This is a genomic window from Pantoea sp. UBA5035 (assembly GCF_002415245.1).
Lineage (GTDB): Bacteria > Pseudomonadota > Gammaproteobacteria > Enterobacterales > Enterobacteriaceae > Pantoea > Pantoea septica.
On record NZ_DICD01000003.1, the window covers coordinates 401,722 to 427,079 of the forward strand.

Consider the following 25,358-nt stretch of genomic DNA (forward strand, 5'->3'; position numbering starts at 1 on the left):
CATCAATCTTTCGTTTTATGATGAATGTCGGTTCACTAAACAGAGAGAATATTGATGAAAACCTGGCTCATTACCGGCGCATCCAGCGGCCTTGGTCGACTGATGTGTGAAAGTCTGCTGGCCCGTGGCGATCGGGTAGTCGCAAGCGTCCGTCGCGAAACCGCATTAGAGGATATGCGTGCGCAATACGGCGATAATCTACAGCTTATGCTGCTGGATATCAGCGAGACCGCAACGATTAAACCCGCTATTGAGGCCGCATTCGCTCAGGCGGGCACTATAGATGTGGTGGTAAGCAACGCGGCTTACGGGCTGTTTGGCGCAGCGGAGGAACTGAGTGATACGCAAATTGAACGTCAGATTGCGACTAATCTCACCGGCTCCATTCAACTGATTCGCGCGGTGATTCCGTTTTTGCGGCAACAGGGCGGCGGTCGTATTGTGCAGGTTTCCTCGGAAGGCGGTCAGATTGCTTATCCTGACTTCAGTTTGTATCACGCCACTAAATGGGGAATAGAAGGTTTTGTCGAAGCCGTACGACAGGAAGTGGCCGCGTTTGGCATCGACTTTTTGTTAGTGGAGCTAGGGCCGACGGCGACGCGATTTGGTGCGGGGCTCGATATTGCGGATGCTTTACCCGTTTACGGCGATACAGCGGCAGGAAAATTGCGGGCAGCGCTAATCAACGGCGAGTTTGAGATTAAAGGGAATGCGCAAAAATGCGTGACGGCGATGATCGCTGCCGCTGATGCTGACAATCCGCCACTGCGCTTACCGCTTGGCAGCACGGCCTATAACAATATTGAAACGGCGCTAAATATGCGGCTTGAGGCGCTGCGGGCAATGAAAACCGTGGCGTACAGTGCTGACAATCCGGAGAAGTAGCCGGTATGTACATGTTTGACATCCTTAACGCGCCTGATATTGTAAGTGCACTTACAATAATTCCCATACTTCTAATATTGAAGGCAAGCATGAGCAAAGATAACGTCTGGAGTAAGTCCTTTGAACGTGACGTCAGCAGTACGTCGGCGAAGATATGGCAGGCATTGAGCGACACCTCAGCCTGGCAACAATGGAATCCGGGCGTAAAAGCAATGCATCTGGAAGGGCCGTTTCAGGCGGGAACATGGTTTTCGATGACGTTACCTGAAGGAGAGGTTATTCGTAGTCAGCTCATCGACGTCTCTGAAGAAAAACAGTTTGTTGATGAGACCCTGATAGATGAGACTCTGGTCAGAGTCGAACACCGTATCGAGGCATTACATGCCGGTCAGTGCAGGCTTATCTATGCAATCAGCACGCAGGGTCCAGATGCTCAGGCTACTGGAGAAGCTGTTAGCGAGGATTTTCCAGATGTTATGGCCGGACTGGCGAACTATCTTGCCGAGTAAAAGGTTGAATGCCTGTGTCATCTAAAGACCACAAACCTCTCCCAACCCAGTTTGAAGGGCCGGACGACAGCCCGGGATTTTTACTGTGGAGAGTGTCAAACAGTTGGCAACGTGAGCAACGACATGCCCTGCAAAGTCTGGGCCTGACCCATACGCAATTCGTTGTTCTGGCCGTAGCCAGCTGGTTTCAGGAAAAAGAATCCCTGACGCAAGCGCGGCTATCGCAGCTAACGGGCAGTGATACGATGACGATTTCTCAGGTCGTACGGGCGCTCGAAAAACAAGGATATATTCAGCGCGCCCCCCATCCAGAAGATACCCGTTCCAAAGTTATCCTGGTCTCTGAAGCAGGCCAGACGCTGGCAGCGCGAGCAGTTAAGGTTGTAGAAGCGACAGATAAGGCGTTCTTCGGGCCGCTTGACGATCACGGCGCGTCACTTATTACACTTTTCCAAAAGCTGCTCAGCTCAGCCTGATTCACTTTTTTAGCCTGTGCCAGCTCTTTAAAAGGGTTAGCCACTCAATCTCCGCCGTCAGCGCAGGCCGCTCTGGCACAAGCGAAAGTCACCTGTCACGTGATTTCCAGCATAAAAAGAAAAGGCAGGTGAGCAATGCACACGCGGCTGGGCGTTTATACAAGCCACCTATTGGTGTGATAGTTAGCATGGTAACAATACCAGCACTTATTGATAACATTCGAATAGTAACCTTGGGTATCATTATCCCATCGAAAGCAAACGTGCTTTCAACCATACAAACCAAGGATTAAGACCATGAAAACCATCAAAGCAATCTCTATCGCCGCCGTCGCCGCCCTTTCACTGATGTCAGCAGCCAGCTTCGCGCAGAGCATCTCTGTCACCTCCGGCACGCTTGACGGTGCAGAAGCCAAAATCGCCGCAGAGGCTCAGCAGCAGGGCGCTCAGTATAAAATTACTGAGGCTAACACCAATAATCGCGTCCATATGACCGCTGAGCTCTACAAATAAGGAATGGTCGCAAAAGGAAGTGCCGAAAGAGGTCGCCCAGAGGGCGACCTCTTTCGCATTTGCTAACATGAACGAAAAGAGTTGATGATGCGCAACCTGCCCGTTCGCTAGCTACACATTCTCTTTTACCGCGCCTGATAAGATGAATTTTAAGCAACACTCGTACATAACCGTTGTAATAGCGGCCCGCGGAATTTGCTCACCGTGAAACAGCAGGCGAATCCTCCTGCTGTTTGTCTTCCTTTAATATGTCGGATAACTGACGGGCGTTATTGCACTACGGTCAAGATTTTTGCTCAACGACCGTAACGCTGTTTTCATTGGACATAGCGTGCCAATACCCGTAACACGACAATCTGATTGTCGCCATTCTGCCCGCAACAGCGGGTGTGTCCGATCAACAGATTGCAGCGCGCGTAAATCATCCAGACTTTGTCCCTGAAAGTACACATGCAGGAATCGTTCGCCACTTTTCATATCACGCCAGCGTTCAAACACCAGGCTGCTGCCGGGCGGTATATTGCCGCGCGAATAGCCAGGCAGGGTCCAGCTGAAGTCCATCAGCGTGCGTACCATCGCAATATTCGTGTCATGGGCAACCAGCAATAACCAGCGAGTGTCCGGCATGGCGTCTGCGGTTTTAATGATTCCCTGTTCGACTCCCTGAATCATCGCATTCAACAGGATGGATCCGCGTTTCTGCGCCGTATAAGGCACGTCATTGCCCAGATCGTAGTTTGCGGTCAGCAGGGGAAGAATAGCGGTGATTTGCTGAGAAGAAGTAATATGTCCCCACGCCAGCTGGCTGAGGGGTAAATTCTCACTCCAGCCGAGCCGCAGGGTTTCCACCATGTTAGCCAGCACACTTAATCCTTCAATTGAGGCTTTACCACTTTTTCCTTGTCTGATTTGCCAGGCCTTATCAAAGAATGAGCAGTCTTCGGTGGGAAGGCAGACGGCAGATTTAAGCGCCTTCACCGCAGGCTGCAGAGCCTGCTGACGGGCGGCTAAATCACCCGCTTTCTGCTTCACTGCCGCCAGCTGCTGCGCAGGATCGGTATTTGTTGCCGGAAAGGCCTCAGTCTGGAACAGGGGGTCGTCTTCTCCTTCCACACGATGAACGGCAACACCGCAGCCGGGAAATGCCCCATCCACCAGCGCCTGTGCGGTCGCACGTGTGCGCTGAAGCGGACTGGCGCGGACATAAACATCCTGCGGCTGTGGGCAACCCCCGGTCAGCAAGCCAAGCCCGCGGTAGTGCTCGCCTTGCCAGCGGCCTTTATTGACCACCGCGGCATAGCCGTGACCCGTGAGTTCGCCGTCGTGTGTCGTCCAGATTGTCCAGGCTTGATGGGTAGCTGCCTCAATATCTTTGCGATTCCCCGGCGTAGGCGGGCGAATACCGTGACGGCTCAGCTCAACCACTTTCTCCAGTTGATACTGAGTTTCCGCGTGCGCCTGCGTTACGCTTAACCACAGCGCGCCGGCCATGAACAGGCGTGCAGCGGCCTGATATCTGCGTGGCATCATAATGTCTTCCTTATGGGGCTAATTAAGATGAACAGAGAGTGCGATGTTCGTTAGCGTTACGCCTCGCCACCATCGCAGCGGTGACAAAACACAACAGCGCGGAAACGAGACCAGCTGCCACCCAGAACAGGGAGAGCGTATGAAAATCGTAGAGCTTTTTACCGTTTTCAATAACCGAGGTTTTGTCGATAATGATACCCGTGAGGAATTCGCCTAAACCTGCCCCGGCGTAGCTGACAATGCCAATGGTGCCCAGTGCAGCACCAGCCGCCTTGCGTGACGAAATATCAACGGCCAGCAACCCACCTAAAAAGCAGGTCAGCGCACCAATGGTTGCGCCAAAGATCACCATTGAGATGATGTCGGTATAATAGCTGTGCGAAGACCACAGCATCAGGGCAAAGCCTGCGGTGTTTAGCAGGCTAATAAATCCGGCCATAATACTGCGGTTACGGGCAAAGAAACGGTCGGACAGTATCCCGGCCAGAATAGTACCCACAATACCTGCAATCGCATTCACGCCAATGATGGCTGAGGCCTCAACCGTGGTATACCCTTTGCCCTGCTGCAGAAAAAAGATGCCCCACGAGTTCACTCCGTAGCGATCGATATACATAAAGGCCGAGGCCAGCGCCAGCGTCCAGAGGGCCGGATTGCGCAGCGCCAGAAGCTGGTTTTTCAGAATGGAACTTTTCGCCTCCTCTTCTTCCATCGGTTCATGGCAGATTTCATGAATAGAAGGGAAGCCGCTGCTTTGCGGTGAATCACGCATGAACAACAGCATGAGCACGACGCCTGCTGCACCCAACGCCGCAGTGGAGAGATAACCCATGTGCCAGCCGTATCCCGCAATTACCGCAGCGATGACGATATAGGTCACCGCCTCCCCGATATTATGAGCAGTAGACCAGACAGAGTAGAAAGTGCCACGCTCTTGGGTTCCGTACCAGCGCGCTAATGAAACTGCACAGGGACCGACGCCCATGGATTGCGCCCACCCGTTGATGCCCCAAAAGATCGCCAGCATCATGGCGTTGGTGGTCATGCCCATCATCAGGTTCATGCCCGCGCTAAGCAGCAGACCCAGACTCATAAAGCGCACCACGTTAGCGTGATCGGCCAGGAAGCCGTTAACCAGCTTGCCAATGGCATAGCTGAAGAAGAGGGCGGAACCAATCATGCCCAATTCAGAGGGCGAGATACCAAGATCCACCAGCGCACTCTTGGCGACGGTGAAGGAAAGGCGGCAAACATAAAACGTGACGTAGGCCAGTGTCATAGCCAGAAACGTCTGCCAGCGGACAAAGCGGAACTTTTGCTCATTAAAAGCCCCTGCCTGTTTTTCGGGACTCGCACGGAAAAAACTGAGTAATCCAGACATCATCTTATCTCCAGTAGGCGGAGGCGCAGCTGAGTGCTGTATATCATCCCTGACGGTCGAGTCCCTGTTATTGTGTAGAGTACAGAATCAGACGCCTTGCTCGTGCAGGTTAGCGCAACGGGTGCTTAACCCATTGTTGTAATTGTGGATAGAGAATTTTGCTTGCCAGTAACACGGGGTTACCGCGCGCGATCCCCTCATCCGACAGATAATCATTGGTGGCGCCCCCGGCTTCACGCATGAGTACAACGCCGGGTAAACCATCCCATGGGTACATATGAGGTTCGTAGTAGCCAATCAGTCGCCCGGCAGCAGCCCAGGCGCTCATCAGCGCACCGGAACCGTTGCGAACAAACATGCCACCGTGTTGCAAAAGCGCGTCCAGAAACGGCAGAAAACTGGAGGACGATACACGATGTGATGTGCCCACGCCCATGACGCCGCCTGCGACCGTGGGTGCTGAATGAGGCTGAATCTGGCGATCGTTCAGCCACGCACCCTGGCCCTTTAACGCGTGAAACAGTTCGTGGTGATTTGGGTCATACACAATTCCTATTACCGGCTCGCCGTCGACAACAACGGCAAGTGACAGACACCAGGTGTGCAGACCGTTAAGAAAGCAGCTGGTGCCATCAATAGGATCCACTACCCAAAGCACGTGCTTATTGGCATCGGTCGTTCCGCTCTCTTCCCCTAAAAAACCGTCTTCAGGGAAGGCTTCAGCGATGCGCGACCTGATGAAGGTTTCAACCTCACGATCTGCGAGGCTGACGACGTCCTGCAGGTCCGTACCCTTGTGATCGATCTGAAGCGTGTCACGCTGCAAATAAAACTTGTTGGCCAGTTTCCCACCGGACTCAGCAAGATCACAGGCGAAGCGGTATCGCGCCAACAGTGAATCATCTTCATGGGTAGCCATAACTTCTCCTCAAAATGCACACGTGTGCATTAGTTGCCAAAAAATAAGCCCCGAAGGGCAGGAAGGAGTGTGGCGATATTAGAGAAAGGAGTCTGTGACCAGACCCGCATAAAATTAATTTTCCATTATGCGCTTTTACGAACGATTAGTTTCACTGGTACGGCGCGATGCCGGGATGGAAGATCAAACCGAGCGATACGGGTTACCAGGAGGTCAACGGCTTGCTGAGCCAGGCCATCTGTATCTTGTTGAATAGTAGTGAGTTGATAGGGATCCCAGCTTGCCTGAGGGATATCATCGAACCCAACAACAGCGGGAATGTTACCTTTGTCGTCGGACGATCGCAGGCCATCGATAGCTCCTAATGCCAGCATATCTGTTGCGCATACCAGGGCGTGGCAGCGGCGAAGCTCAAGTGAAGCGGCCCGGCCAGCGGCATATCCGCCTCCCGCCATAAAACGGGTTGAGATCGACAATTCTCCTGCTGCAGAAAGCAACGCCTGATAACGCTCCATGGTACTGAAATTATCGTGATCCTCGCCGATAAACCCAATATTTTTCCAGGCTCGCTGGCGACAATAGGAAGTTATCAGCTGCATTCCCTGTTTATTATCACTGGCCACTCGGTCGCAGCCTTCAAGATCGGCATGACGGTTAATCAGGGTAACGGGGATTTTACGCTGTAGATACTCTTCTGCCAGCGAAAGGGGTGGCGCGCCGGAAGTGATGATCACGCCCGCCACATGGTAACTCAAAAGCTGTTTAAGCGAAGGCGCCAGCTGGTCAGGATCGTCAGCGTTCATCAGAAGCGGCATAAATCCATGCAGGGCCAGCTGATGAACCAGCGGAGAGAGCAGTTTACTGCGGAAGGGATTATCAAAGCCGGCGGTGACGATACCAATAAAGTTACTGCTGCCAGTGTTCATGGTGCGAGCGATAATGTTGACCTGATAGCCCAGCTGCTCGGCAGCATGCATGACTTTGGCGCGCGTTTTCTCTGCAACGGAAGCGCCCGGCGTAAAAGTTCGCGAGACGGCCGATCGCGACACGCCTGCCAGCCGCGCGACGTCTTCCGCTTTTACCCAGTTCTTTTTAGTGTCGCTCATGCTGCATCCACGCTGATTTTCATCAGCCATAGCTTATGCATCCGGCACGTTATAATCCAGCCCTTCAGCCACGCCGCACCGATCCGCGCCATACCACACTGGCCTCATAGATTAAACGGTCGTTTTGCTGTTCCGCACGTGGACGCAGCTCTTCCTGGTGTTCCTCCTGGGCGATTAGCCACTGCACCGCGTCATGTGCAAATTGCTCGACCGGCTGAGCGAAGGTGGTGAGGTTATAGGATGACCAGCCGCTTTGCGGGATATTGTCATAGCCCACCACGCAAAGATCTTCAGGGATACGCAACGCGAAGCTATGACGCGCTTCGTCCATAAAGCCGCACGCCACCAAATCGGTTACGCAGAATACGGCATCAGGCCGCTGCGGACGGGTGAGAAGGCGATGCGCCAGAATCCGTCCGCTTTCATAAGAGGTGCTTCCGTAACGTTCAACTGTGACCGCCACACCTGCGCGCGACGCTGCTGCAAGAAAGTCGCCTTCACGTTTCATCAGGCTGGGCGTGCCAGCCAGCGAGTTAGCAAAGGCGAGGCGGCGACAGCCGGCGCGCAAAAACGCCATCAATGCAGTTTCCGCCGCCTGCGTGGAGTCAAGATTAATACTGAGCGAGCCGGGCAGGGTTTCATCACGATTGATCAGCATCAGATGCTGACCATGCTGGTAGCACAGGTGAGTAATCCCGCTGTCAGGCATGCCGGAAAGAATGATGGAGGCGTCGGCGCGGAAGTTAATGGCCTGCTGTAGCGCGGCTGAGACGCTGCTGTCCGAGCGATCGGTATTAATTATCATCGCTACTTTGCCTGCCGCCTGCAGACATTGCGTCATCCAGCTTACCAGGCTGGCACGGTAAGGCGTGGCGACTTCAGAGACGATCAAACAGACAATACCGCTGCGGTTACGCACCAGGCTGCGCGCCAGATGATTAACGTGGTAACCCAGCTCTTCTGCCGCCTTCATTACGCGAGCGCGCATCGCTTCCGATACGCTGGCGCCGGGCGTGAAGGTGCGGGACACCGCGGAACGTGAGACCCCGGCGCGGCGGGCCACATCCTCAGCGCTGACAACCATTTTCCCCTGATTCATGTTTCTCCTCGTCATGGCCACAGGCCCAGAAAGAGTCTGTATCAGATTGCACATATGTGCAAAAGAAAAGTCCGACATAATGTTGCAATTTTGTGACATGACTAATCAATTGCATCGTAAGCAGATTGACAGGCTATTTTTTGTTCTCTACTAATTTGCACACATGTGCAAAAAACAGATGCCAGTGCAGCATCACCTCTGACCCCAGGAGAACACCATGCGTTATACCTTGTTGGTCCCAGCCATAACCCTGTGTTGCTCGACCCTGCCGTTCACCGCCCATGCCGCCGGTAATCTTAATATGATCTGCTCCGCTGATGTGGTGGTATGCGAACATATGACGCGCTTGTTTAGCCAGTCGCATGCGGACATCAAGGTCAGCATGGTGCGGCTCTCTGCCGGTGAAGCCTATGCGCGCATTCGCAGCGAAGCGCGTAATCCGCGCACCGACATCTGGTGGGCAGGGACGGGCGATCCGCATATGCAGGCGGCTGAAGAAAAGCTGACGCAGCCCTATAAATCTCCCTTGCTGAGCCAGCAGCATGACTGGGCGCAAAAACAGGCTGAAATCTCAGATTTTCGCACGGTGGGCATTTATGCGGGCGCGCTGGGCTGGGGCTACAACACGAAACTTCTTGCCGCAAAAAAACTAAAGGCGCCTGTCTGCTGGTCAGATTTGCTTGATCCGAGTTTCAAGGGCGAAATACAGATCGCCAATCCTAACTCTTCCGGTACCGCGTATAACACGCTGGCTACGCTGGTGCAGATCATGGGTGAAGACAAAGCTTTTGAATATCTGAAAAAACTCAATGCGAATATCTCGCAATATACCAAATCGGGTTCCGCGCCGGTAAAAGCCGCGGCGCGCGGAGAAACAACCGTCGGCATCGTTTTTATGCACGATGCGGTGGCGATGGAGGTCGACGGTTTTCCCATTAAAACCGTTGCGCCTTGCGAAGGCACCGGCTACGAGATTGGATCGATGTCCATCGTGAAGGGCGCGCGCAACCTGGCCAGTGCCAAAATCTGGTATGACTGGGCGCTCAGCGCCGAAGCGCAGTCGCACATGAAAGAGGCGAAATCCTTTCAGCTTCCTTCCAATACTCAGGCGGAAATCTCTCAGTACGCGCCGCGATTCGAAAACATCAAACTGATCGATTACGACTTCAAAACCTACGGGGATTCCGCGAAGCGCAAAGCGTTGCTTAGCCGCTGGGATAAAGAAATCGGCGCCAGCGCTCAATAATCCTGTTTTGTCGGCGTAATGCCCGACGAACCAATTCAACGGCGGTGGCGTAAGCCTGATGTCCGCTTCAGCCTGAACGCTCAGGTCGAGGTGATTCATGAATGCAAATAACCGGCGCTTAACCGGCGCGCTGGCTCTGGGGGCCGTGTCGTTAACGCTGCTTCCGTGGTACAGCCTTGAGGCGGGCTTTTTTGATTTATCATGGCTCGGCGGCCTCTGGCACGACGAAGCCGCCGCCCCGGCATTGTGGCAAACGGTCGTCTGGCGCCGTCCATGGCTCGCTGTTGTCATAGGGCTGCTTGCCCTTGCGGCTCTGTGCGGATTAATTAAAAACCGCGCATGGCGAAGCGCTTTGCTGTCAGGCGTTAGCGCCATCGGCGTGCTGTTTATGATCGCAGAGGGCCATGCCATTGGCTACAGCGGCTGGAGCTGGGCGTGGCTGGAAAGCGTGATGGGAACGCTGGAGCAAGGCCAGCCCGCTTTTGGCGCAGGCGCGCTGCTGATGCTGACCACTTTTCTGCTGCTGTTCGCGTTTGCCCTGGCTGAGCGCGGCGTGCTGAGAGGTGATGCCTTTGTGGTCGCCTCTATCGTGCTGTTGGTGGCGCTGGTCAGCGCCTTCGTGCTCTATCCAGTGCTGAGCCTGTTTGTGGTGTCGGTGCAAGATGTGGACGGTAGCTTCAAGCCAGATGGCCTGCTGGCGAATATGGGCGACCCATCGATATGGAGTCTGTCTTGTCTTGCAGGCGGCACCTGCGGAACCGCCTGGCGCACGCTGATGCTGGCGCTGATGACCGCTACCGGTTCCACTTTGCTGGGGCTGGCCTTTGCGCTGGCGGCAACGCGCACCGCGCTGCCATTCAAAAAAGCGCTGCGTCTTCTTACTATCCTCCCGATCATCACGCCGCCATTTGTCATCGGCCTGGCGCTGATCCTGTTGTTTGGCCGCTCCGGCGTGGTGACCAGCTATCTGGCGACGCTGTTCGGCATTGAGCCCGGCCGCTGGTTATATGGCATGACCGGTATCTGGATCGCCCAGGTGCTGTCATTTACGCCCGTGGCGTTTCTGGTTTTAATTGGCGTCGTGGAAGGAATTAGCCCGTCGCTGGAAGAGGCCTCGCAAACCCTACGCGCCAACCGCTGGCGCACCTTTACTCGCGTGTCGCTGCCGTTGATGGCGCCGGGGCTGGCAAATGCTTTCCTGATCGGCTTTATCGAAAGTATGGCCGATTTCGGTAATCCGATGGTGCTGGGCGGCAGTCACGGCGTGCTTTCGACGGAGATCTTTTTCTCTGTGGTCGGCGCGCAAAACGATCCCAGCAGGGCCGCGGTGCTGGCGATGATCCTGCTCTGTTTTACCCTGTGCGCCTTTATCATTCAGCGTCTGTGGCTGTCCGGCAAAAATTTCGCCACCGTGACCGGCAAAGGCGATGGCGGCACGCATAGCGTGTTACCCAGGCCGATGCGCGTAGGCATTTACGGACTGGTGATCCCCTGGGGCGCGTTCACGCTGGTGGTCTACGGCATGATTATGGTTGGCGGGTTTGTACAGTCATGGGGACTGGATAACAGCCTGACGCTGGAGCACTACATTCACGCCTTTCGCATCACGCTGCAGGAGGGACATCTGGTCTGGAGCGGCGTTGCGTGGAACTCATTCTGGACCACGATTGAAATTGCCCTGATTGCGGCGCCCCTGACGGCTATCGTCGGGTTACTGACCGCATGGCTTATCGTACGGCAGAAGTTCGCCGGACGTCAGGCGTTTGAATTTGCCCTGATGTTGAGTTTTGCCATTCCCGGCACGGTTATCGGCGTCAGCTACGTGATGGCCTTTAACCTGCCGCCGCTGGAGATCACCGGCACCGCGTTAATTCTCATCGTCTGTTTCGTTTTCCGTAATATGCCCGTCGGCGTGCGCGGCGGAATAGCCGCCATGAGCCAGCTCGATAAAAGTCTGGATGAAGCCTCTCTGACGCTGGGCGCAACCAGCTTCCGCACGCTGCGCAAAGTCGTGCTGCCGCTGCTGAAACCGGCCATCAGCGCTGCGCTGGTGTACGCCTTTGTCCGTGCCATTACCTCTATCAGCGCCGTGATTTTTCTGGTCAGCGCGCAGTACAACATGGCGACATCCTACATCGTTGGCCTGGTCGAAAATGGTGAGTATGGCGTGGCGATAGCCTATTCCTCTGTGCTGATCGTCGTGATGCTCGCCATCATTGCGCTCTTTCAGCTGCTGGTTGGCGAACGACGCCTGCGTCGGGCAGCCAAAAGCAGCGTAATCGCCGCAGCGCCCGGCGCACCAACGTCATTAACTCAGGAGAATGCCGTATGAGCACAGCAAAAGCAGGAACCGTTGTCTTTGAACATGTCGCTAAACGCTTTGCCGGGTTTACCGCCGTGCCGGACCTCTCGCTAACGGTGGAGGCCGGCACGCTGGTGACGCTGCTGGGCCCGTCCGGCTGTGGCAAAACCACGACGCTGCGTCTGCTGGCAGGTCTGGAGCATCCCACTTCCGGGCGCATTTTGATTGGCGGCAAAGAGGTAACGCATCTGCCTGCCAACGAGCGCGACGTTGCGATGGTGTTCCAGTCCTATGCGCTGTTTCCTCATATGTCGGCGCTGGAAAATGTAATGTACGGCCTGCTTTCCGGTGCCATGAGTCAGCGTGAAGCGCGTGATCGCGCGCGGGAAGGGCTAAAGCTGGTCGGGCTGGAAAATCAGGGGGAACGACTGCCGTCGGAGCTTTCCGGCGGCCAGCAGCAGCGTATTGCGGTGGCGCGCGCGCTGGTACTGGAACCGCAGGTGCTGCTGCTGGACGAGCCGCTTTCTAATCTGGATGAGCGACTGCGCCGCCGCGTGCGCACAGATATTCGCGATTTGCAGCAGCGTCTGGGCTTTACCGCGGTCTACGTCACGCACGATCAAGAGGAAGCGCTGGCCGTCTCCGACAAAATCATCGTGATGAAAGAAGGAGAAATCGCCCAGCAGGGCGCGCCCGAAACGCTTTATCGGTCGCCCAATTCGGTTTTCATCGCCGATTTTATGGGAGAGGCCAACATCCTGGCCTGTGAAGTGGAGTCGCTGGAGGGTGAGGAGGCGATGGTTCGCCTTGGCAAGCGACTTTATCGCGTGCGCGGCAGCGGCGCCACGCCGGGAAAAGCACAGCTTTCGGTGCGTCCGCAGTTCATTACGCTGTGCCCTTCTGGCGAAGGTGCGCTGCCGGGCGAAATTATTCATGCCACCTGGCTAGGCGATCATATTGAGTATGAAGTGGAAACCCCTCTCGGGGCGCTGTTTATCGTGGATAACCAGATGGAGCAGCGACTGCCGCTTGCTGCGAACGTCAACGTAGATTTTAAACCACAGGGACTGGCGCTGATCGTCCCCTAAACCGGCCATGAAGGAAACAATATGAGTGAGCTTGATAATAGTGCATTGATGACGCGTCTGGCGCTGGCAGAAAAAACGGCGCGCGACGCCGGGAGTCTTGCGCTGAGCTGGTTTCACCAGCGCGACAGTTTAGTGGTAGAAACTAAAAAAGATCTACAGGATGTCGTCTCCAGGGCCGACCGCGATGTGGAACAGATGATTGATGCCCGTATCCGTGAGACATTTGCGGAAGACGGTTTTCTGGGCGAGGAGTTCGGCTTACAACCCGGCACGTCGGGCTTTACCTGGGTGGTCGATCCTATTGATGGCACCAGCCCATTTCTTAACGGAATGCCGAACTGGTGTGTTTCTATCGCGGTGTTGTATCAGGGGGAGCCGGTGATTGGCGTGATTTTCGCGCCATGCTTTGACGAATGCTATGTTGCCGCGACAGGAAAGGGCGCGACGCTCAATGGTCGCGCCTTGCAGGTTGACCCTGACAGAACGCTGCAAAATCATGTGGTCGGCTTTGGCGCGAACAGTTACGTTACACCGCAAGCCGTAGGCGAACTGCTGACCGCACTGTTAGCGGCAGGCGGAAATTTTATTCGCATCGGGTCGGGCGCGTTAATGCTGGCATGGGTCGCGGCCGGGCGGGTGGTGGGCTATCTGGAGCCTTACATGCATGCCTGGGATTGCATGGCAGGGTATTGCCTGGTGCGCGAAGCCGGCGGCTGGTATTTACCTTTTAACACGGAAGGCGAGCGCTTAACGAAAGGAGCAAAAGTGTTGGCCGTTGCGCCCGGCGCCCGCGATGAGCTGAAGAAAATCGCCGGCGTTTAGCATGAATACGCCTGACGTCAGCCTGGTCAGGCGTATTGATAATCGGCACGAAAGCCTCTCCGGCTGGCGTGAATTCTCTGGTGCTGGATGGCGAATGGGTGTGATTGCCGATCGTTAACGTTACCTGCCCGTTCAGCGTTTCAGATGCGAACGCCGAATGCGCAGCTCGCCTTGTTTCCAGCTGCCATCCGGGTTTTCCTTCCCGTCTATCAGGCGGTTAAGCGCTTCTGCCATGAGCAGGTCAAGGCGTTGACTGTATGTTGTCAGCTGCCATCCGGCAGAGGCCGCCTCATCAATATCGTCGAAGCCTACTACAGCAAGTGGCGGATTATCTGCCGCGTCCCGCAGCGATTCTAATGCGCCTAACGCCAGTATGTCGTTCTCGCAAAAGAGCGCCTCAATGCGCTCAGCGGCGGATGTTCGCTGCAAATACGCTTTCATAAGGGCGGAACTTAGCTGACGATCGTAGTGTTCGACGCTGAATTCAAGCGCCAGCTTGAATCCACGCGCCTGCAGTTCATCGCAAAATCCTTTTTTCCGCTGCAGATGTTCCGCCTCGCTGCCTGGGCCAGCTATATAACCGAACCGCTTATGGCCCTGTTCGGTTAACAGACGGGCGATAACGCGGCCAGCCTGATAGTCGTCAATATTCACCGTCTCGATTTTTTGTCCCTCAGCGTTGCGCCCGACCTGGACCAGCGGAACGTCATGCATCTCTGTGGCGATCGAGACGAATTCGGGCGTCAGCACCGTCGCCAGGAAGAGGATGCCATCTACCTGGAGCTGATCGGCAAGCGCCATAACGGCCGCGTAATTGTCGCCGGTAATATTGAGCAGCAGCGCCATATAGCCGCGCTTTTGAAGCTGACGGGTCACTTCGTCCAGCATAAGCATGGAGTGAGGGTTTTTCAGTTCATCAATCGCCACGCCAATGATATGAGTGCGTTTCTGCGACAGTCCGCGGGCAAGCAGGTTGGGGCGATAGCCCAGCTCCTCGGCGATAGACAAAACGGCCTCACGCGCCTTCTCGGAAATAGAGGCGCCGGGAGTAAAGGCGCGCGATACCGTCCATTTCGATACGCCGGCGCGCATGGCGACATCGCTGGCGGTGATTTTTTGTCGTTTTACGGATTTGGTCGTCATTCGGGGCCTGTCTTTATAGGCAAAAAGGTTAAGTGAATCAGCCTGCTTCTACTGTTTATCAGGATCTGTTATGCCATTAGCGTCAAGTTTTTACAGCATAACATCGGTTCGTGCACCCGGTTGCAAAAATTTTGTGATCGTGCGTATGCATTTGGTTAAAGCAATGTTGACTAAATTTTTTATCTGACTCACTGTCGAGGCGTCTTCAGCAGAGATGTGCCCGCAAGCCTGATTAACACGCGTGCAAACTTTTTTGCACCCGGGTGCAATAAGGGGATTTACAGGCGGGCAGAGACTGAAGAGAGTCTGAGCAGAAAGCGGTCGCTCTTTACCTTGAGGACGTAAAAATCCTATCTGACAGGGCCTGACGATGAATAAGACATTCTGTTTACTGATGTTGATCACTCTAACGCTGAGCAGTGCGGTGCAGGCAAAAACGGCGCAGGTTGGCGTAGCGCTGGCGAATTTTGACCTGAATTTTGTTTCGATATTGCGCACGCAGATGATGCACGAGCTGGATGTACAGGGGATGAAAGGGCAGTTCTCGGACGCCAAAGGGGACGTCGCGCTGCAGGTGCAGCAGGTTGATGATTTTATCAATCAGGGCGTGGACGCCATCATTCTTAACCCGGTGGATACGCAAGGCGTCCTTCCGATGATCAATGCGGCGAAGAACGCAGGAATACCGCTGATTTTCGTCAACCGTAAGCCCGAAGTGCCGCTGACCGGCGCCATGGCCTATGTCGGCTCGGACTCCGCCCTCAGTGGAAAAATGCAGATCGAAGCGCTGGCCAAATTGATGAATTACCGCGGCAATATCGCCATCCTGATGGGCGCACTGTCGAACGAGGAGGCGCGCGAGCGTACCCGGGCCGTCGAAGCGTTTGTCGCGCAGCACAAAGAGATGAAGGTGGTGGAGAAACAGACCGCCAAATGGCAGCGCAATGAGGCGGTGGACGTGGTTTCAGCCTGGGTGCTTAACGGCACGCCAGTCAATGCGATTGTCGCCAATAACGACGAAATGGCGATTGGCGCCATCATGGCGCTGAATCAGGCGAGAAAAAAGAATGTCCTGGTGGCCGGTATCGACGGTACGCCGGATGGTCTTCAGTTCATTAAAAATGGCGAAATGGCGGTAACGGTTTTTCAGGATGCCCGCGCGCAGGCGACGGGTGCGGTGAAGGTGGCCTCGCAGCTGCTTAATAAGCAGAAAACGGAGAACTATCACTGGATCCCGTATCAAACCGTGACCAAAGAGAATTACGCGCAGTTCAGCAAACTTAATCAAAAATAAGTTTTTTTAACCCGCATTGCACCCGGTTGCAAAAAACAGGAGAACCTATGTTAAACGGTGAAAAAAGCATTCCCCGCCCGCTACGCTGGGCCATGATCGGCGGCGGTCGGCTTAGCCAGGTCGGCTATAAGCATCGCTCTGGCGCGCTACGGGATAACACAGCTTTCCAGCTGGTGGCTGGCGCCTTTGATATTGACGCCGCGCGCGGCCGCGAGTTTGGCGTCAATCTCGGCGTACCTGCCGAGCGCTGTTATGACAATTATCAGCAGCTACTGGAAGAAGAGGCGAAGCGCGAGAACGGCGTTGAAGCGGTGACGATCGCCACGCCCAACGGCACTCACTTTGAGATTGCCCGGGCGGCGCTAAACGCTGGCGTGCATGTGATTTGTGAAAAGCCGCTGTTCTTTACCTCCGCAGAAGCGCAGGAAATCAAGGCGCTGGCGGCGCAAAAAGGGCTGATTGTCGGCGTCACCTATGGTTTCTCCGGCCATCCGCTTCTGATGCAGATGCGCGCGATGATTGCGAAAGGCGAAATCGGCGAGGTACGCATGGTCGAGCTGCAGTACACCCACGGCTTCAGCGCCAGCGACAGCGCCGACAAGTTCAGCGATGCGCAGAAGTGGCGCGTCGACCCGAAAATCGCCGGGCCTTCTTTTGTGCTGGGGGATATTTCCACCCACACGTTTTACATATCCCAGCTGGTTCTGCCCGATCTGAAAATCAAAAGCCTGCTGTGCGATCGCCAGAGCTTTATTCCGTCTCGCGCGCCGCTGGAGGATAACGCGATGGTGCTGATGCATTACGAAAACGGTGCGGTAGGGCGGATGTGGGCTTCCGCTATCAATGCCGGATCGATGGACAGCCAGAGCATCCGCGTTATTGGCTCTCGCGCCAGCCTGGAGTGGAGCGACTCTCACCCGGGCGAGCTGAAGTTCGAGGTACAGGGCCAGCCCAACCAGACCCTGCATCACGGGATGCCCTATCTCGATGAAAGCGCCCTGGCGGATGAGCGTCTTGGGGCGCTGCATACCGAAGGGCTGGCGGAGTCCTGGGCCAACATTTATCTGAAGTTTGCTGTCGCAATCAGCGCAGCGCAGCGCGGCGACAGCAAGACGCTGGAGAGGCTGATTTACCCCGATATCAACGCGGGCGCTGAAGGCGTGCGCTGGATTGAAAACTGTGTGCGCTCCGCGGACAGCGGCGCAAGCTGGGTCAACTACGAATAAGGAACGGCAATGAAACTCTCTTTTTGCACCGACAGTCTCGGCCATCTGCCGTTTGAGCAAATGCTGGATAAGCTGCTTGAACTCGGCGTCTATGGCATAGAGATGACCACGGGCGGCTGGTCCGCTGCGCCGCACGTTCCCACGGCCGCGCTGCTGGAAAGCGCTACCAGGCGCCAGCAGTTTCTTCAGGCTATCGAAAGTCGCGGCATGACCATCGCCGCGCTGAATGTTTCCGGCAACCCCCTCGATCCCGGCGAGCTGGGCCAGCGTCATCAGCAGGATACGGAAAACGCGCTGCGCCTCGCCGGCGAGCTCGGCGTGAAGAAAATCGTGATGATGAGCGGCCTGCCGCCCGCCAGCCCGCACGATACCGTGCCTAACTGGATCACCTATACCGTCAGCTGGCCGCCGACGCTGAAAAACTGCCTGGATTACCAGTGGAACGAGGTGGCTATTCCCTACTGGCGGGGGCTGACTGAACGGGCAACAGCCTGCGGCGTCGAGAAGTTCGCGCTGGAGAACTTCAGCTCGATGCTGGTCTGGAATCCGGAAACCCTGTTCCGCTTGCGCGACGCCGTGGGGCCGATGGTGGGGATGAACCTCGACCCCAGCCACCTGATCTGGATGGGTGCCGATCCGATTGCCGCAGCGCGCGCGCTGGGACCGGCGATACATCACTGCCACGGCAAAGATGTGCGGCTGGAGCGTGGGCTGGTCAACGTAAACGGTCTGCTGGAAACCAAACCCGTGGAGGATGTCGCGAATCGCGCCTGGAACTATGTGGCGGTAGGCTGCGGTCAGGATCTTCAGTGGTGGAAAGAGTTCTTCTCGGTGGTGCGCATGATGGGCTATAACGAGTGGGTTTCGCTGGAGATGGAAGATTTAACCATGTCGGTGGAAGCGGGTATCACCTCATCCGTTGCCGCCCTTCAGCAGACCATCAGTCAGTAAGATCGCTGTTATGGCTGCCGTGCTGGACGGCAGCCATAGCGGGATACCACAAGATTAAACGGCTGGCTGCGGCACGCTTTGCGCCACCATGGTGCCTATCTTAAAGGTTGCGACGGCCTGTCGCAGATGCATCGCCTGCTCTTCAAGCGAGGCCGCGGCGCTGGCAGACTGCTGAACCAGCGACGCATTCTGATGCGTCACGCCATCCATCTCTGACACGGCTTTGCTCACCTGCTCGATACCCCGCGTCTGCTCTGCAGAGGAAGAGGCGATCTCCTCCATCAGCAGGGTCACGCGGTTAACCGAGGTGACGATGCCAGACATCGACTTCCCGGCCTCCGAGGCGTGCCCGGCGCCGCTTTTGATGCGCTGCACCGACTGTTCAATCAGCGTTTTTATTTCCTGCGCGGCGCTGGCGCTGCGACCCGCCAGGGAACGCACCTCTCCTGCCACAACGGCGAATCCGCGACCCTGTTCGCCTGCACGGGCGGCTTCAACGGCGGCATTGAGCGCCAGGATATTGGTCTGGAAAGCGATGCCATCGATAATGCCGATGATACCGGCGATTTTCGCCGAGCTTTCGCTGATCTCTTCCATGTTAGCGATGACCCGATCCACGGTCTCTCCGCCGTGCGTGGCCATGCCCGAGGCTTCTTTGGCGGCGGCGGAAGCCTGCTGGGCATTCTCGGCGTTGAGTTTCACCGTAGAGGTGATCTGCTCCATGCTGGCTGCGGTTTCTTCCAGCGCGGCCGCCTGTTGCTCGGTACGCGACGACAAATCCGTACTGCCAGAAGAGATTTCTGATGCGCCGGTGAAGATCGCACGGGTAGCTTCATTTACAGAGCTGAGCGTGGTAATCAGCGCGTCCCGCATCAGCTGCATCTCGGTGACCAGCAGCCCCAGTTCATTACGGCCCTCGCTCTTGATCTCCGAAGCAAGGTCGCCGGCCGAGATAGCGCGCATATAACCGGTAAGCCGGTTTACCGGGCCGAGCAGCAGCGCCTTGAGTCCCGCCCAGACGGCTAGAATAATCGCGCAGGCTGACAGCGCGATAACCAGCAGCGTGCGCAGCGCATCCGTCAGGCTCTGCTGGTTCTGCTGAAAGGTCTGCTTCATCAGGTCATTATTGCGCGCGCGCCAGCTCTCATAGGCCAGATCGAGCTGATCCTGCACCCGCTGCGCATCGAGATTGCCGTATGCCTGATAATTTCCCTGCCTGAGAAAACCTATCGACGCTTTCATGGTGGAGTACATCTCCTGCCAGGCGCTGACCACTTTTTCGGCTTCTTGCGGGCTCTGGCCGACGCTGGGCGGAATGGCTTGCCAGCTTTTGAATAGCTTCTGAGCATCGTCGGCCGTTCCTTCCGCTTTATTAAGCAGCGTCGCTATAGCGGCAAGCGAAGCAGGATCTTTCTGGTTTTTTAAAAAGCGAATCGCGACGCGGGTGATGGTCACGCGCGTCTTGATCAGCGTCTGGACCGTATCGCCCAGATATTGCTGCTGCTGAGTCAGCTGCTGGGCGGTGACAAAGTTTTTGTCCGCCTTGAGGGCTGAGGCGTAAAAAAGCGCGCCGGTCACAGCCAGCAGGAGCGTAAAAATAATAAGCACTGCGATAACGCCGGTCGTCAGTCTGAGATTTCTGAACATAGGTGTGGGTCCGCAAGAGAAGAGTCGATGAGATTATCGGCAGGAAATTTCTTTCCGTTAGTGATTATGCCGGACACATGTTTTCTGGCTTCATCCATACGGGCGCGTCAGGTGCGTCGAACAGGCGAACAGAAGGGAGTAAGCAGCGCGAGTGACACTTCATTACGTGATAGAGGGGGTATTAGGTCCAGCTTTTACTCACGGAAGGCTTACTTTTCTCTGGTATTGCGAAGTCGATTTTTGTAATGTTGCATTTGATATACATGAATGTTGCATTTGTTACTATCGACTACACGATTTAGCCTGATTAGAAAAATTCTAGGGTTTAAAGCAATTAACACAGGGAAAAAATATGGAAGCCTATCCAGCTATCTCAGCCGCTTTCGCTGACCTTGTTCGTGCGCTTTCTGCGGGAAGTCAGGAGCAAGTTGACACCGCTTCCCAGGAAGAAATTCTGGAAATGTACCTGCTTATCGGCGCGCTTATTCAGTGGAAGTATTGTTTTAAAATCAGCTTATAAAGCGAGGATAACCGAGCTGATTGTTAGCCTGTCATGTTGCGTTTTCACATATTATGCATAAGATGTAATCTGTTATGCTCTGCTGTTGCAATGTGACAGGTTTTCAATGCAACTACTTTTTTGCTATCTTTTTTAGTAAAGTAGCCTGGTTTTTAGACAAAACGCATTGTATATATTTCGTAGCATATGTTTTTTTGGGGTAATGCTCTGGATTAATCTATTCTATTTACATTGGAAAGGCACGAACTCTTGATTAATTTACTTAATGTGAAGGAAAAAACGCTGTCTGATAGCGAGTTAACATTATAATCTGTTTTCATAATATTGCCTTTTTCGCAAGTTCTAGGTATAAACGTTCACTAGATAAATTGAATGACAAGTCTCACTATGTTTATAGTAAAATGTTAGTCTATAAAAAATGACAGTATTTTCAAAGAGGATTTGATAGATGAACGTGACTTTAATTTCGAGCATAATCAGCGGTTTTTTTGCTATAGCTTCTGTTGCAATATCTGTTGGAATTACCACTTTCAATCAGAACAGGGTCAATAAAATAAATAATTCTATAGAGTCAAGAAGGAAGCATCAGTATTACCTTGAACCATTAATTCGATCAGCTGCAGACCTACAAAGTCGGATTTACAATATACTGGAGGGTAATTTTATAGAAAGATATTACCATAATGGAAGTGTCAGAAATAAAAATTATGTGATAAATAATACTGTTTTTCTTGTAGCTCAATTCTTTGCATGGACTGAAGCTGCTCGCATTGATGTTCAATTCCTGAATCTTGAAAATGATTTAAGAACTAGAGAATTATCTGAACTACAAAGTAAAATATATTCTTTAATGCAAACCGATACCCTTGGCGCTAGTTTTGTTTTTTTTGCGGGAGAGCAAAGAGCTCTTGGTGAGCAAATGTTAACAAAAATAGATAAAGGGTATAACTGTATAGGATATGGGGAGTTCTTAAAAAAAGACGCATTTTGCAATGAGTTTTTATTTGAGGAATTGAAAGGAGAAGTCATGAAAATGACAGGAAATATAAATGATTATCGTCCTCGCCTGCTAAGATTACAACATGCATTAATTGATTTGCTTGACTATCTCGACCCCAAACAAGTAAGAATTAATGGTAGAGAGCGCACGAAGATATAAAATATCACACTTGACACAAGTTAATAAAATGCTGAATATCGCAATGAATTAGATATGTTTTAAATATGGTTTTATATTTATGAACTACGCAAACTTCTTGATATGATATACATTCATTCTAAAAATTTTGATTAATTGCTTATTTTTTTACATCCCATACCTCATTAGCCGCTATAAAAAACCTGCCGCCTGAGCGGCAGGTGCATGTCAGAACGAAATCATCTTGCCAGGAGCAATCTTTGTAGTAATCCCTAACAGGGTTTTGGCGAGCGGGATGGCGACCGGCGCCAGCGCGCGACCTATCATGAGCGGCGTATGCTTGATGGTGGTCAGCATGGCGAAATCTTTATTGGCCTTAAGGATATCATCTTTAATCGCTTTGCCGATCCTGACCGTTTGCGCGATGCCGTGGCCGCTCCAGCCATGAACCGAATAAATATTGCCGTTTCTTCTACAGTCCGTGGCGCCATTCAGGGTTAAGTCGGTGGTGCCGCTCCAGGCGAAATCGAGTTCGATATCGTCCCGTTCGGGAAAAACGGCGCGTATGCTCGAGGTTAAATATTCCACCGTTCTGCTGTCATCCCAGCGCAGACCCGTTCCCTGGCCGCCGAATAAGATCCTCTCATTGCGCACGGGGCGATAATAATCGATTTGCAACTGGGTATCGTAAACGGGCTTTCCCGTGGGCAGCAGCGTTTTTGAACCGCCTGCTACAGGAGACGTGACGCCGACATAGGTATAGAAGGGGATCGTGGTTTCTTTGTTTTCATCGAGAAGTTTATGGGTGGCGTCATGTACGGCAATTACCACGCCTTTTTTAGCAAGAATGACCCCCTCAGGGGTAATCACTCGGGTGCCGCTGCTGGTTTTCTCAATTTTAATGACTTCGCTATGTTCATAGACGCTGCCGCCATTTTTCAGGAAACCATAAACCAGCCCGCGATTCAGGGCTAATGAGTGTACCTGACCGCCCAGGTTATCTAACACGCCGCCATAATATAAGTCAGAGTTGATATGTTCCTGCAGCTCATAGCTGCCGAGCACGTTAACATTATCTTCGCCAAGGAATTTCCTGGCATCAACGCCCTGTACCAGTGCATTCATATGTCCGGGATGAACGGCGGCGGTGATATGGCCGTGATGACGGTCGAAATTTAAATCGTAGCGCTGCGCGATTTCATCAATCAGCGACATGGCTTCCGTCGAGGTAAAATGCCACAGGCGTTTCGCCTCTTCGAAGCTGAGATGTTCAATCATCGACTCGGCTTCCCAGCGCGCCAGGCCAGGCGTGAGCTGTCCGCCATTTCTGCCAGAGGCGCCAGAACCGATGGTGTTCTTTTCCAGCAGGATGGTATCAATACCCGCTTCAGAAAGATGAAGCGCGGTTGAAGCGCCAAGCAGCCCGCCACCGATCACTACGAGTTCACACTCTTCCTCTTTTTTCAAAGAGGGAAAGTCGATCCAGGGTGCAAGTGTCGACTCGTAGTAATTTGCGGGGTTTCCAGGATCGCTGATCTGCGTATCCTCTTTATTTCGCACCCAGTTCCAGTCTGCATCTGGGTCGGCCTGACTCATCATGGTAATTTTCGCGTCAGATATTAATTGCGGCTTGATTAACGTTTTATTTCCACTCATATGTTTTCTCGGTAAGTAGCGTGTACCACAGGAGACTTCACTGTGAATGCAAAACCTGTTTATTCAGATATAGCGACTTCTTTTTTGGTAAAACTACAGTAAAGGATCCAGCCGAGACCTAAAGTTGCCCAGGTCAGGCCCAATATAAAGGCATCAAAGCTTAAGTTAACCCACATAACGGCGACGCAGCCCAGACCCGCCAGCGGCAAAAGAATATTGTGGAATATTTTCTTTATACCAATAGTCTCTTTTTTAATAATGGCAAAGTGTATGATGACGGATAAATTGACCGCGCTAAAAGCCACTAACGCGCCAAAGCTGATTAAGGAGACGGCGGTATCGAGCTGGATAAAAATCGCGGTCAGCGATATCAGGCCGATCAATAAAATACAGTAGACCGGGTTTTTATTTGCAGGATGCAGGTAGCCGAAAAAGCGGTGCGTCAGGTTGTTGTTTTTACCCATGATATGCAACAGCCTGGCGGCGCTGGCGTGGGAAGCCAGCGCTGAGGCAAAGGTATTGAGCAGAATGGCGATTAGAAACAGCGTTTGAAACAGTTTGCCGCCTACGTTCAATACGATTTCCGGCAGCGCTTCCATGGGGTTTTTAAACTGCGAGTTGTCCGGAAAGTAGAGTTGGATAAACCATGCGGCGACAAAAAAGATACAGCCTCCGCTCAGCGCCGTATAAAACACCGCTTTAGGGATGGTGCTGACCGGGCTTTTGGTTTCATCCGTGAGCGTTGTAACGGCATCGAAGCCAAGAAAGGAGAAACAGAGCACCGCCGCGCCGCTGATCAACGGGATAATGCTGTTATGCCCGTTGAACAGGGGCTGCGTAGTAAAGATATGGCTATCGCCATAATCCCTGAGGAGATTATGGATGACGAAATAGATAAAGACGCCCATAAGAATGACCGGAATGCCGACAAATATGAAGTTCGCATTTGCCAGCGTTTTAATATTGCAGCAGTTAACGAAGGTAACCAGCGAGGTGAACACTAAAATAGAAAGCCAGACAGGCACCTCAGGCAGCAGAGTCTGTAAATATATCCCCGCCAGCAATGAGTTTATCATCGGCAGGAAAACATAATCCAGCAGGGAGGACCAGCCGACGATAAATCCGGTTTTATTGCCACACACCTTTCTCGCATAGGTATAAGCCGATCCCGACGAGGGATGCAGACGAACCATTCTGCCATAGCTAATTGCCGTCAATAATACTGCGGCCAGCGCCAGCAGATAAGCCAGCGGCACTCTTCCTTCCGTTATATTTGAAACGATCCCAAAAGTGTCAAATACCGTCATCGGTGTCATATAAGCGATGCCGATAATGACAACCTGCCATAATGAGAGGCAGGCGCTATTTGTCTCTTTTAATCTCATAGCAATATCTCACTCGAAATTTCAGTTGAATGACTTTTAACCTCTGAAGCATTTAGCAATTAGAAAGATGCGCAACGTAGTGAACCGGGCCTGTCTCTTAGCGTGTCCAGTTTAAGGTGTTAAAAATTCATCATGTCTGCTATTCCAGCATGATCGCTATGGGCAACCAGCTCCTCACAGCGGGAGTGAGAATGATTTAGCCTCTCTGCTGGTTTATCAGGTCAGCTGCTAATCCTGATATGACAATATATAAAACATAATATTATATATGTATATGGTTGGTGTCACAAAAATGTTAAATTTGTCTTATCGCGATGTAATGTAAGCCATTTTAGATTCATGCCGCATCGCTGTTGCCTTTCTCGCCCATGAATACCGATTATTCAGACAGTTAGCGGAGTGAGGTGAGGCGGAGCGAGCCAGATGAGCGCAGGCACAGTCACTTTTTCAGGCTCGGAGGATAAAACGCACTGAAGCGTTGCTGATGTGGCTACCGCTTCAGCGCCAGCGGTAAAAAACGCC

Annotated in this window: 22 protein-coding genes; 13 read left to right on the top strand and 9 right to left on the bottom strand. The window is 53.4% G+C overall.

Features of this window, described 5'->3' with window-relative positions:
• Nucleotides 1-54 precede the first annotated feature (54 nt).
• From B3229_RS02755 to B3229_RS02770, 4 genes are all read left to right on the top strand, one after another.
• Nucleotides 55-885 (top strand): SDR family oxidoreductase, encoded by an 831-nt coding sequence (locus B3229_RS02755; RefSeq protein WP_286868366.1) that lies wholly within the window; start codon nt 55-57, stop codon nt 883-885.
• Between the two features lie 89 nt (nt 886-974).
• Complete coding sequence (locus B3229_RS02760) at nt 975-1,394, top strand: SRPBCC family protein (protein WP_286868367.1); 420 nt, start codon at nt 975-977, stop codon at nt 1,392-1,394.
• Nucleotides 1,395-1,408: 14 nt separating this feature from the next.
• The gene (locus B3229_RS02765; RefSeq protein WP_048785529.1) at nt 1,409-1,870 is read left to right on the top strand and encodes a MarR family winged helix-turn-helix transcriptional regulator; all 462 of its coding nucleotides are present in this window, start codon (nt 1,409-1,411) and stop codon (nt 1,868-1,870) included.
• 297 nt (nt 1,871-2,167) lie between these two features.
• Nucleotides 2,168-2,383, top strand: a complete 216-nt coding sequence (locus tag B3229_RS02770) for a YdgH/BhsA/McbA-like domain containing protein (RefSeq protein ID WP_033748357.1) — start codon at nt 2,168-2,170, stop codon at nt 2,381-2,383.
• A 243-nt stretch (nt 2,384-2,626) separates the two neighbouring features.
• On the opposite strand, the gene B3229_RS02775 is transcribed toward B3229_RS02770, so the two are convergent.
• The 5 genes from B3229_RS02775 to B3229_RS02795 form a co-directional block, all read right to left on the bottom strand.
• Nucleotides 2,627-3,913: a histidine-type phosphatase gene (locus B3229_RS02775; RefSeq protein ID WP_286868372.1), complete on the bottom strand. Its 1,287-nt coding sequence runs from the start codon at nt 3,911-3,913 to the stop codon at nt 2,627-2,629.
• 22 nt (nt 3,914-3,935) lie between these two features.
• Nucleotides 3,936-5,294 (bottom strand): MFS transporter, encoded by a 1,359-nt coding sequence (locus B3229_RS02780; protein WP_048785528.1) that lies wholly within the window; start codon nt 5,292-5,294, stop codon nt 3,936-3,938.
• A gap of 109 nt (nt 5,295-5,403) precedes the next feature.
• On the bottom strand, nt 5,404-6,213 hold the full coding sequence (locus B3229_RS02785; protein ID WP_286868374.1) for an inositol monophosphatase family protein: 810 nt from the start codon (nt 6,211-6,213) through the stop codon (nt 5,404-5,406).
• A gap of 125 nt (nt 6,214-6,338) precedes the next feature.
• The gene (locus B3229_RS02790) at nt 6,339-7,319 is read right to left on the bottom strand and encodes a LacI family DNA-binding transcriptional regulator (RefSeq protein WP_286868504.1); all 981 of its coding nucleotides are present in this window, start codon (nt 7,317-7,319) and stop codon (nt 6,339-6,341) included.
• Nucleotides 7,320-7,383: 64 nt separating this feature from the next.
• Complete coding sequence (locus B3229_RS02795) at nt 7,384-8,418, bottom strand: LacI family DNA-binding transcriptional regulator (RefSeq protein ID WP_286868376.1); 1,035 nt, start codon at nt 8,416-8,418, stop codon at nt 7,384-7,386.
• A gap of 217 nt (nt 8,419-8,635) precedes the next feature.
• Between B3229_RS02795 and B3229_RS02800 the strand changes: the two genes are divergently transcribed.
• The 4 genes from B3229_RS02800 to B3229_RS02815 all read left to right on the top strand — a co-directional run bounded on the left by B3229_RS02800 (nt 8,636) and on the right by B3229_RS02815 (nt 13,876).
• Entirely contained in the window at nt 8,636-9,664 is a 1,029-nt protein-coding gene (locus B3229_RS02800) for an ABC transporter substrate-binding protein (protein ID WP_286868377.1), read from the top strand.
• Between the two features lie 97 nt (nt 9,665-9,761).
• Complete coding sequence (locus tag B3229_RS02805; RefSeq protein ID WP_286868380.1) at nt 9,762-11,996, top strand: ABC transporter permease; 2,235 nt, start codon at nt 9,762-9,764, stop codon at nt 11,994-11,996.
• On the top strand, nt 11,993-13,054 hold the full coding sequence (locus B3229_RS02810; protein WP_048785503.1) for an ABC transporter ATP-binding protein: 1,062 nt from the start codon (nt 11,993-11,995) through the stop codon (nt 13,052-13,054). Before B3229_RS02805 ends, B3229_RS02810 begins: the two co-directional genes overlap by 4 nt.
• Nucleotides 13,055-13,075: 21 nt before the next feature.
• A complete protein-coding gene (locus tag B3229_RS02815; RefSeq protein WP_048785501.1) occupies nt 13,076-13,876 on the top strand; it encodes an inositol monophosphatase family protein in 801 nt (266 codons plus the stop codon).
• Between the two features lie 132 nt (nt 13,877-14,008).
• On the opposite strand, the gene B3229_RS02820 is transcribed toward B3229_RS02815, so the two are convergent.
• A complete protein-coding gene (locus B3229_RS02820) occupies nt 14,009-15,019 on the bottom strand; it encodes a LacI family DNA-binding transcriptional regulator (RefSeq protein WP_204372957.1) in 1,011 nt (336 codons plus the stop codon).
• Nucleotides 15,020-15,389: 370 nt separating this feature from the next.
• Between B3229_RS02820 and B3229_RS02825 the strand changes: the two genes are divergently transcribed.
• From B3229_RS02825 to B3229_RS02835, 3 genes are read left to right on the top strand one after another with little or no spacing between them, the layout of a single operon-like run.
• Nucleotides 15,390-16,313, top strand: a complete 924-nt coding sequence (locus B3229_RS02825; protein WP_286868386.1) for a substrate-binding domain-containing protein — start codon at nt 15,390-15,392, stop codon at nt 16,311-16,313.
• 47 nt (nt 16,314-16,360) lie between these two features.
• Nucleotides 16,361-17,539 (top strand): Gfo/Idh/MocA family protein, encoded by a 1,179-nt coding sequence (locus tag B3229_RS02830; RefSeq protein ID WP_286868389.1) that lies wholly within the window; start codon nt 16,361-16,363, stop codon nt 17,537-17,539.
• Nucleotides 17,540-17,548: 9 nt separating this feature from the next.
• A complete protein-coding gene (locus tag B3229_RS02835; RefSeq protein WP_048785496.1) occupies nt 17,549-18,490 on the top strand; it encodes a sugar phosphate isomerase/epimerase family protein in 942 nt (313 codons plus the stop codon).
• A 54-nt stretch (nt 18,491-18,544) separates the two neighbouring features.
• Here the strand turns inward: B3229_RS02835 and B3229_RS02840 are convergent, their stop codons facing one another.
• Nucleotides 18,545-20,137, bottom strand: a complete 1,593-nt coding sequence (locus B3229_RS02840; RefSeq protein ID WP_286868393.1) for a methyl-accepting chemotaxis protein — start codon at nt 20,135-20,137, stop codon at nt 18,545-18,547.
• A 352-nt stretch (nt 20,138-20,489) separates the two neighbouring features.
• Between B3229_RS02840 and B3229_RS02845 the strand changes: the two genes are divergently transcribed.
• Together B3229_RS02845 and B3229_RS02850 are read left to right on the top strand one after the other, a co-directional pair.
• Entirely contained in the window at nt 20,490-20,657 is a 168-nt protein-coding gene (locus B3229_RS02845) for a hypothetical protein (protein ID WP_286868395.1), read from the top strand.
• Nucleotides 20,658-21,105: 448 nt separating this feature from the next.
• On the top strand, nt 21,106-21,816 hold the full coding sequence (locus B3229_RS02850; RefSeq protein ID WP_286868398.1) for a lysogenic protein: 711 nt from the start codon (nt 21,106-21,108) through the stop codon (nt 21,814-21,816).
• A gap of 207 nt (nt 21,817-22,023) precedes the next feature.
• Here the strand turns inward: B3229_RS02850 and B3229_RS02855 are convergent, their stop codons facing one another.
• Together B3229_RS02855 and B3229_RS02860 are read right to left on the bottom strand one after the other, a co-directional pair.
• Nucleotides 22,024-23,451 (bottom strand): NAD(P)/FAD-dependent oxidoreductase, encoded by a 1,428-nt coding sequence (locus B3229_RS02855; protein ID WP_286868401.1) that lies wholly within the window; start codon nt 23,449-23,451, stop codon nt 22,024-22,026.
• Nucleotides 23,452-23,510: 59 nt separating this feature from the next.
• Complete coding sequence (locus B3229_RS02860; protein WP_048785491.1) at nt 23,511-24,836, bottom strand: APC family permease; 1,326 nt, start codon at nt 24,834-24,836, stop codon at nt 23,511-23,513.
• Between the last annotated feature and the right edge of the window lie 522 nt (nt 24,837-25,358).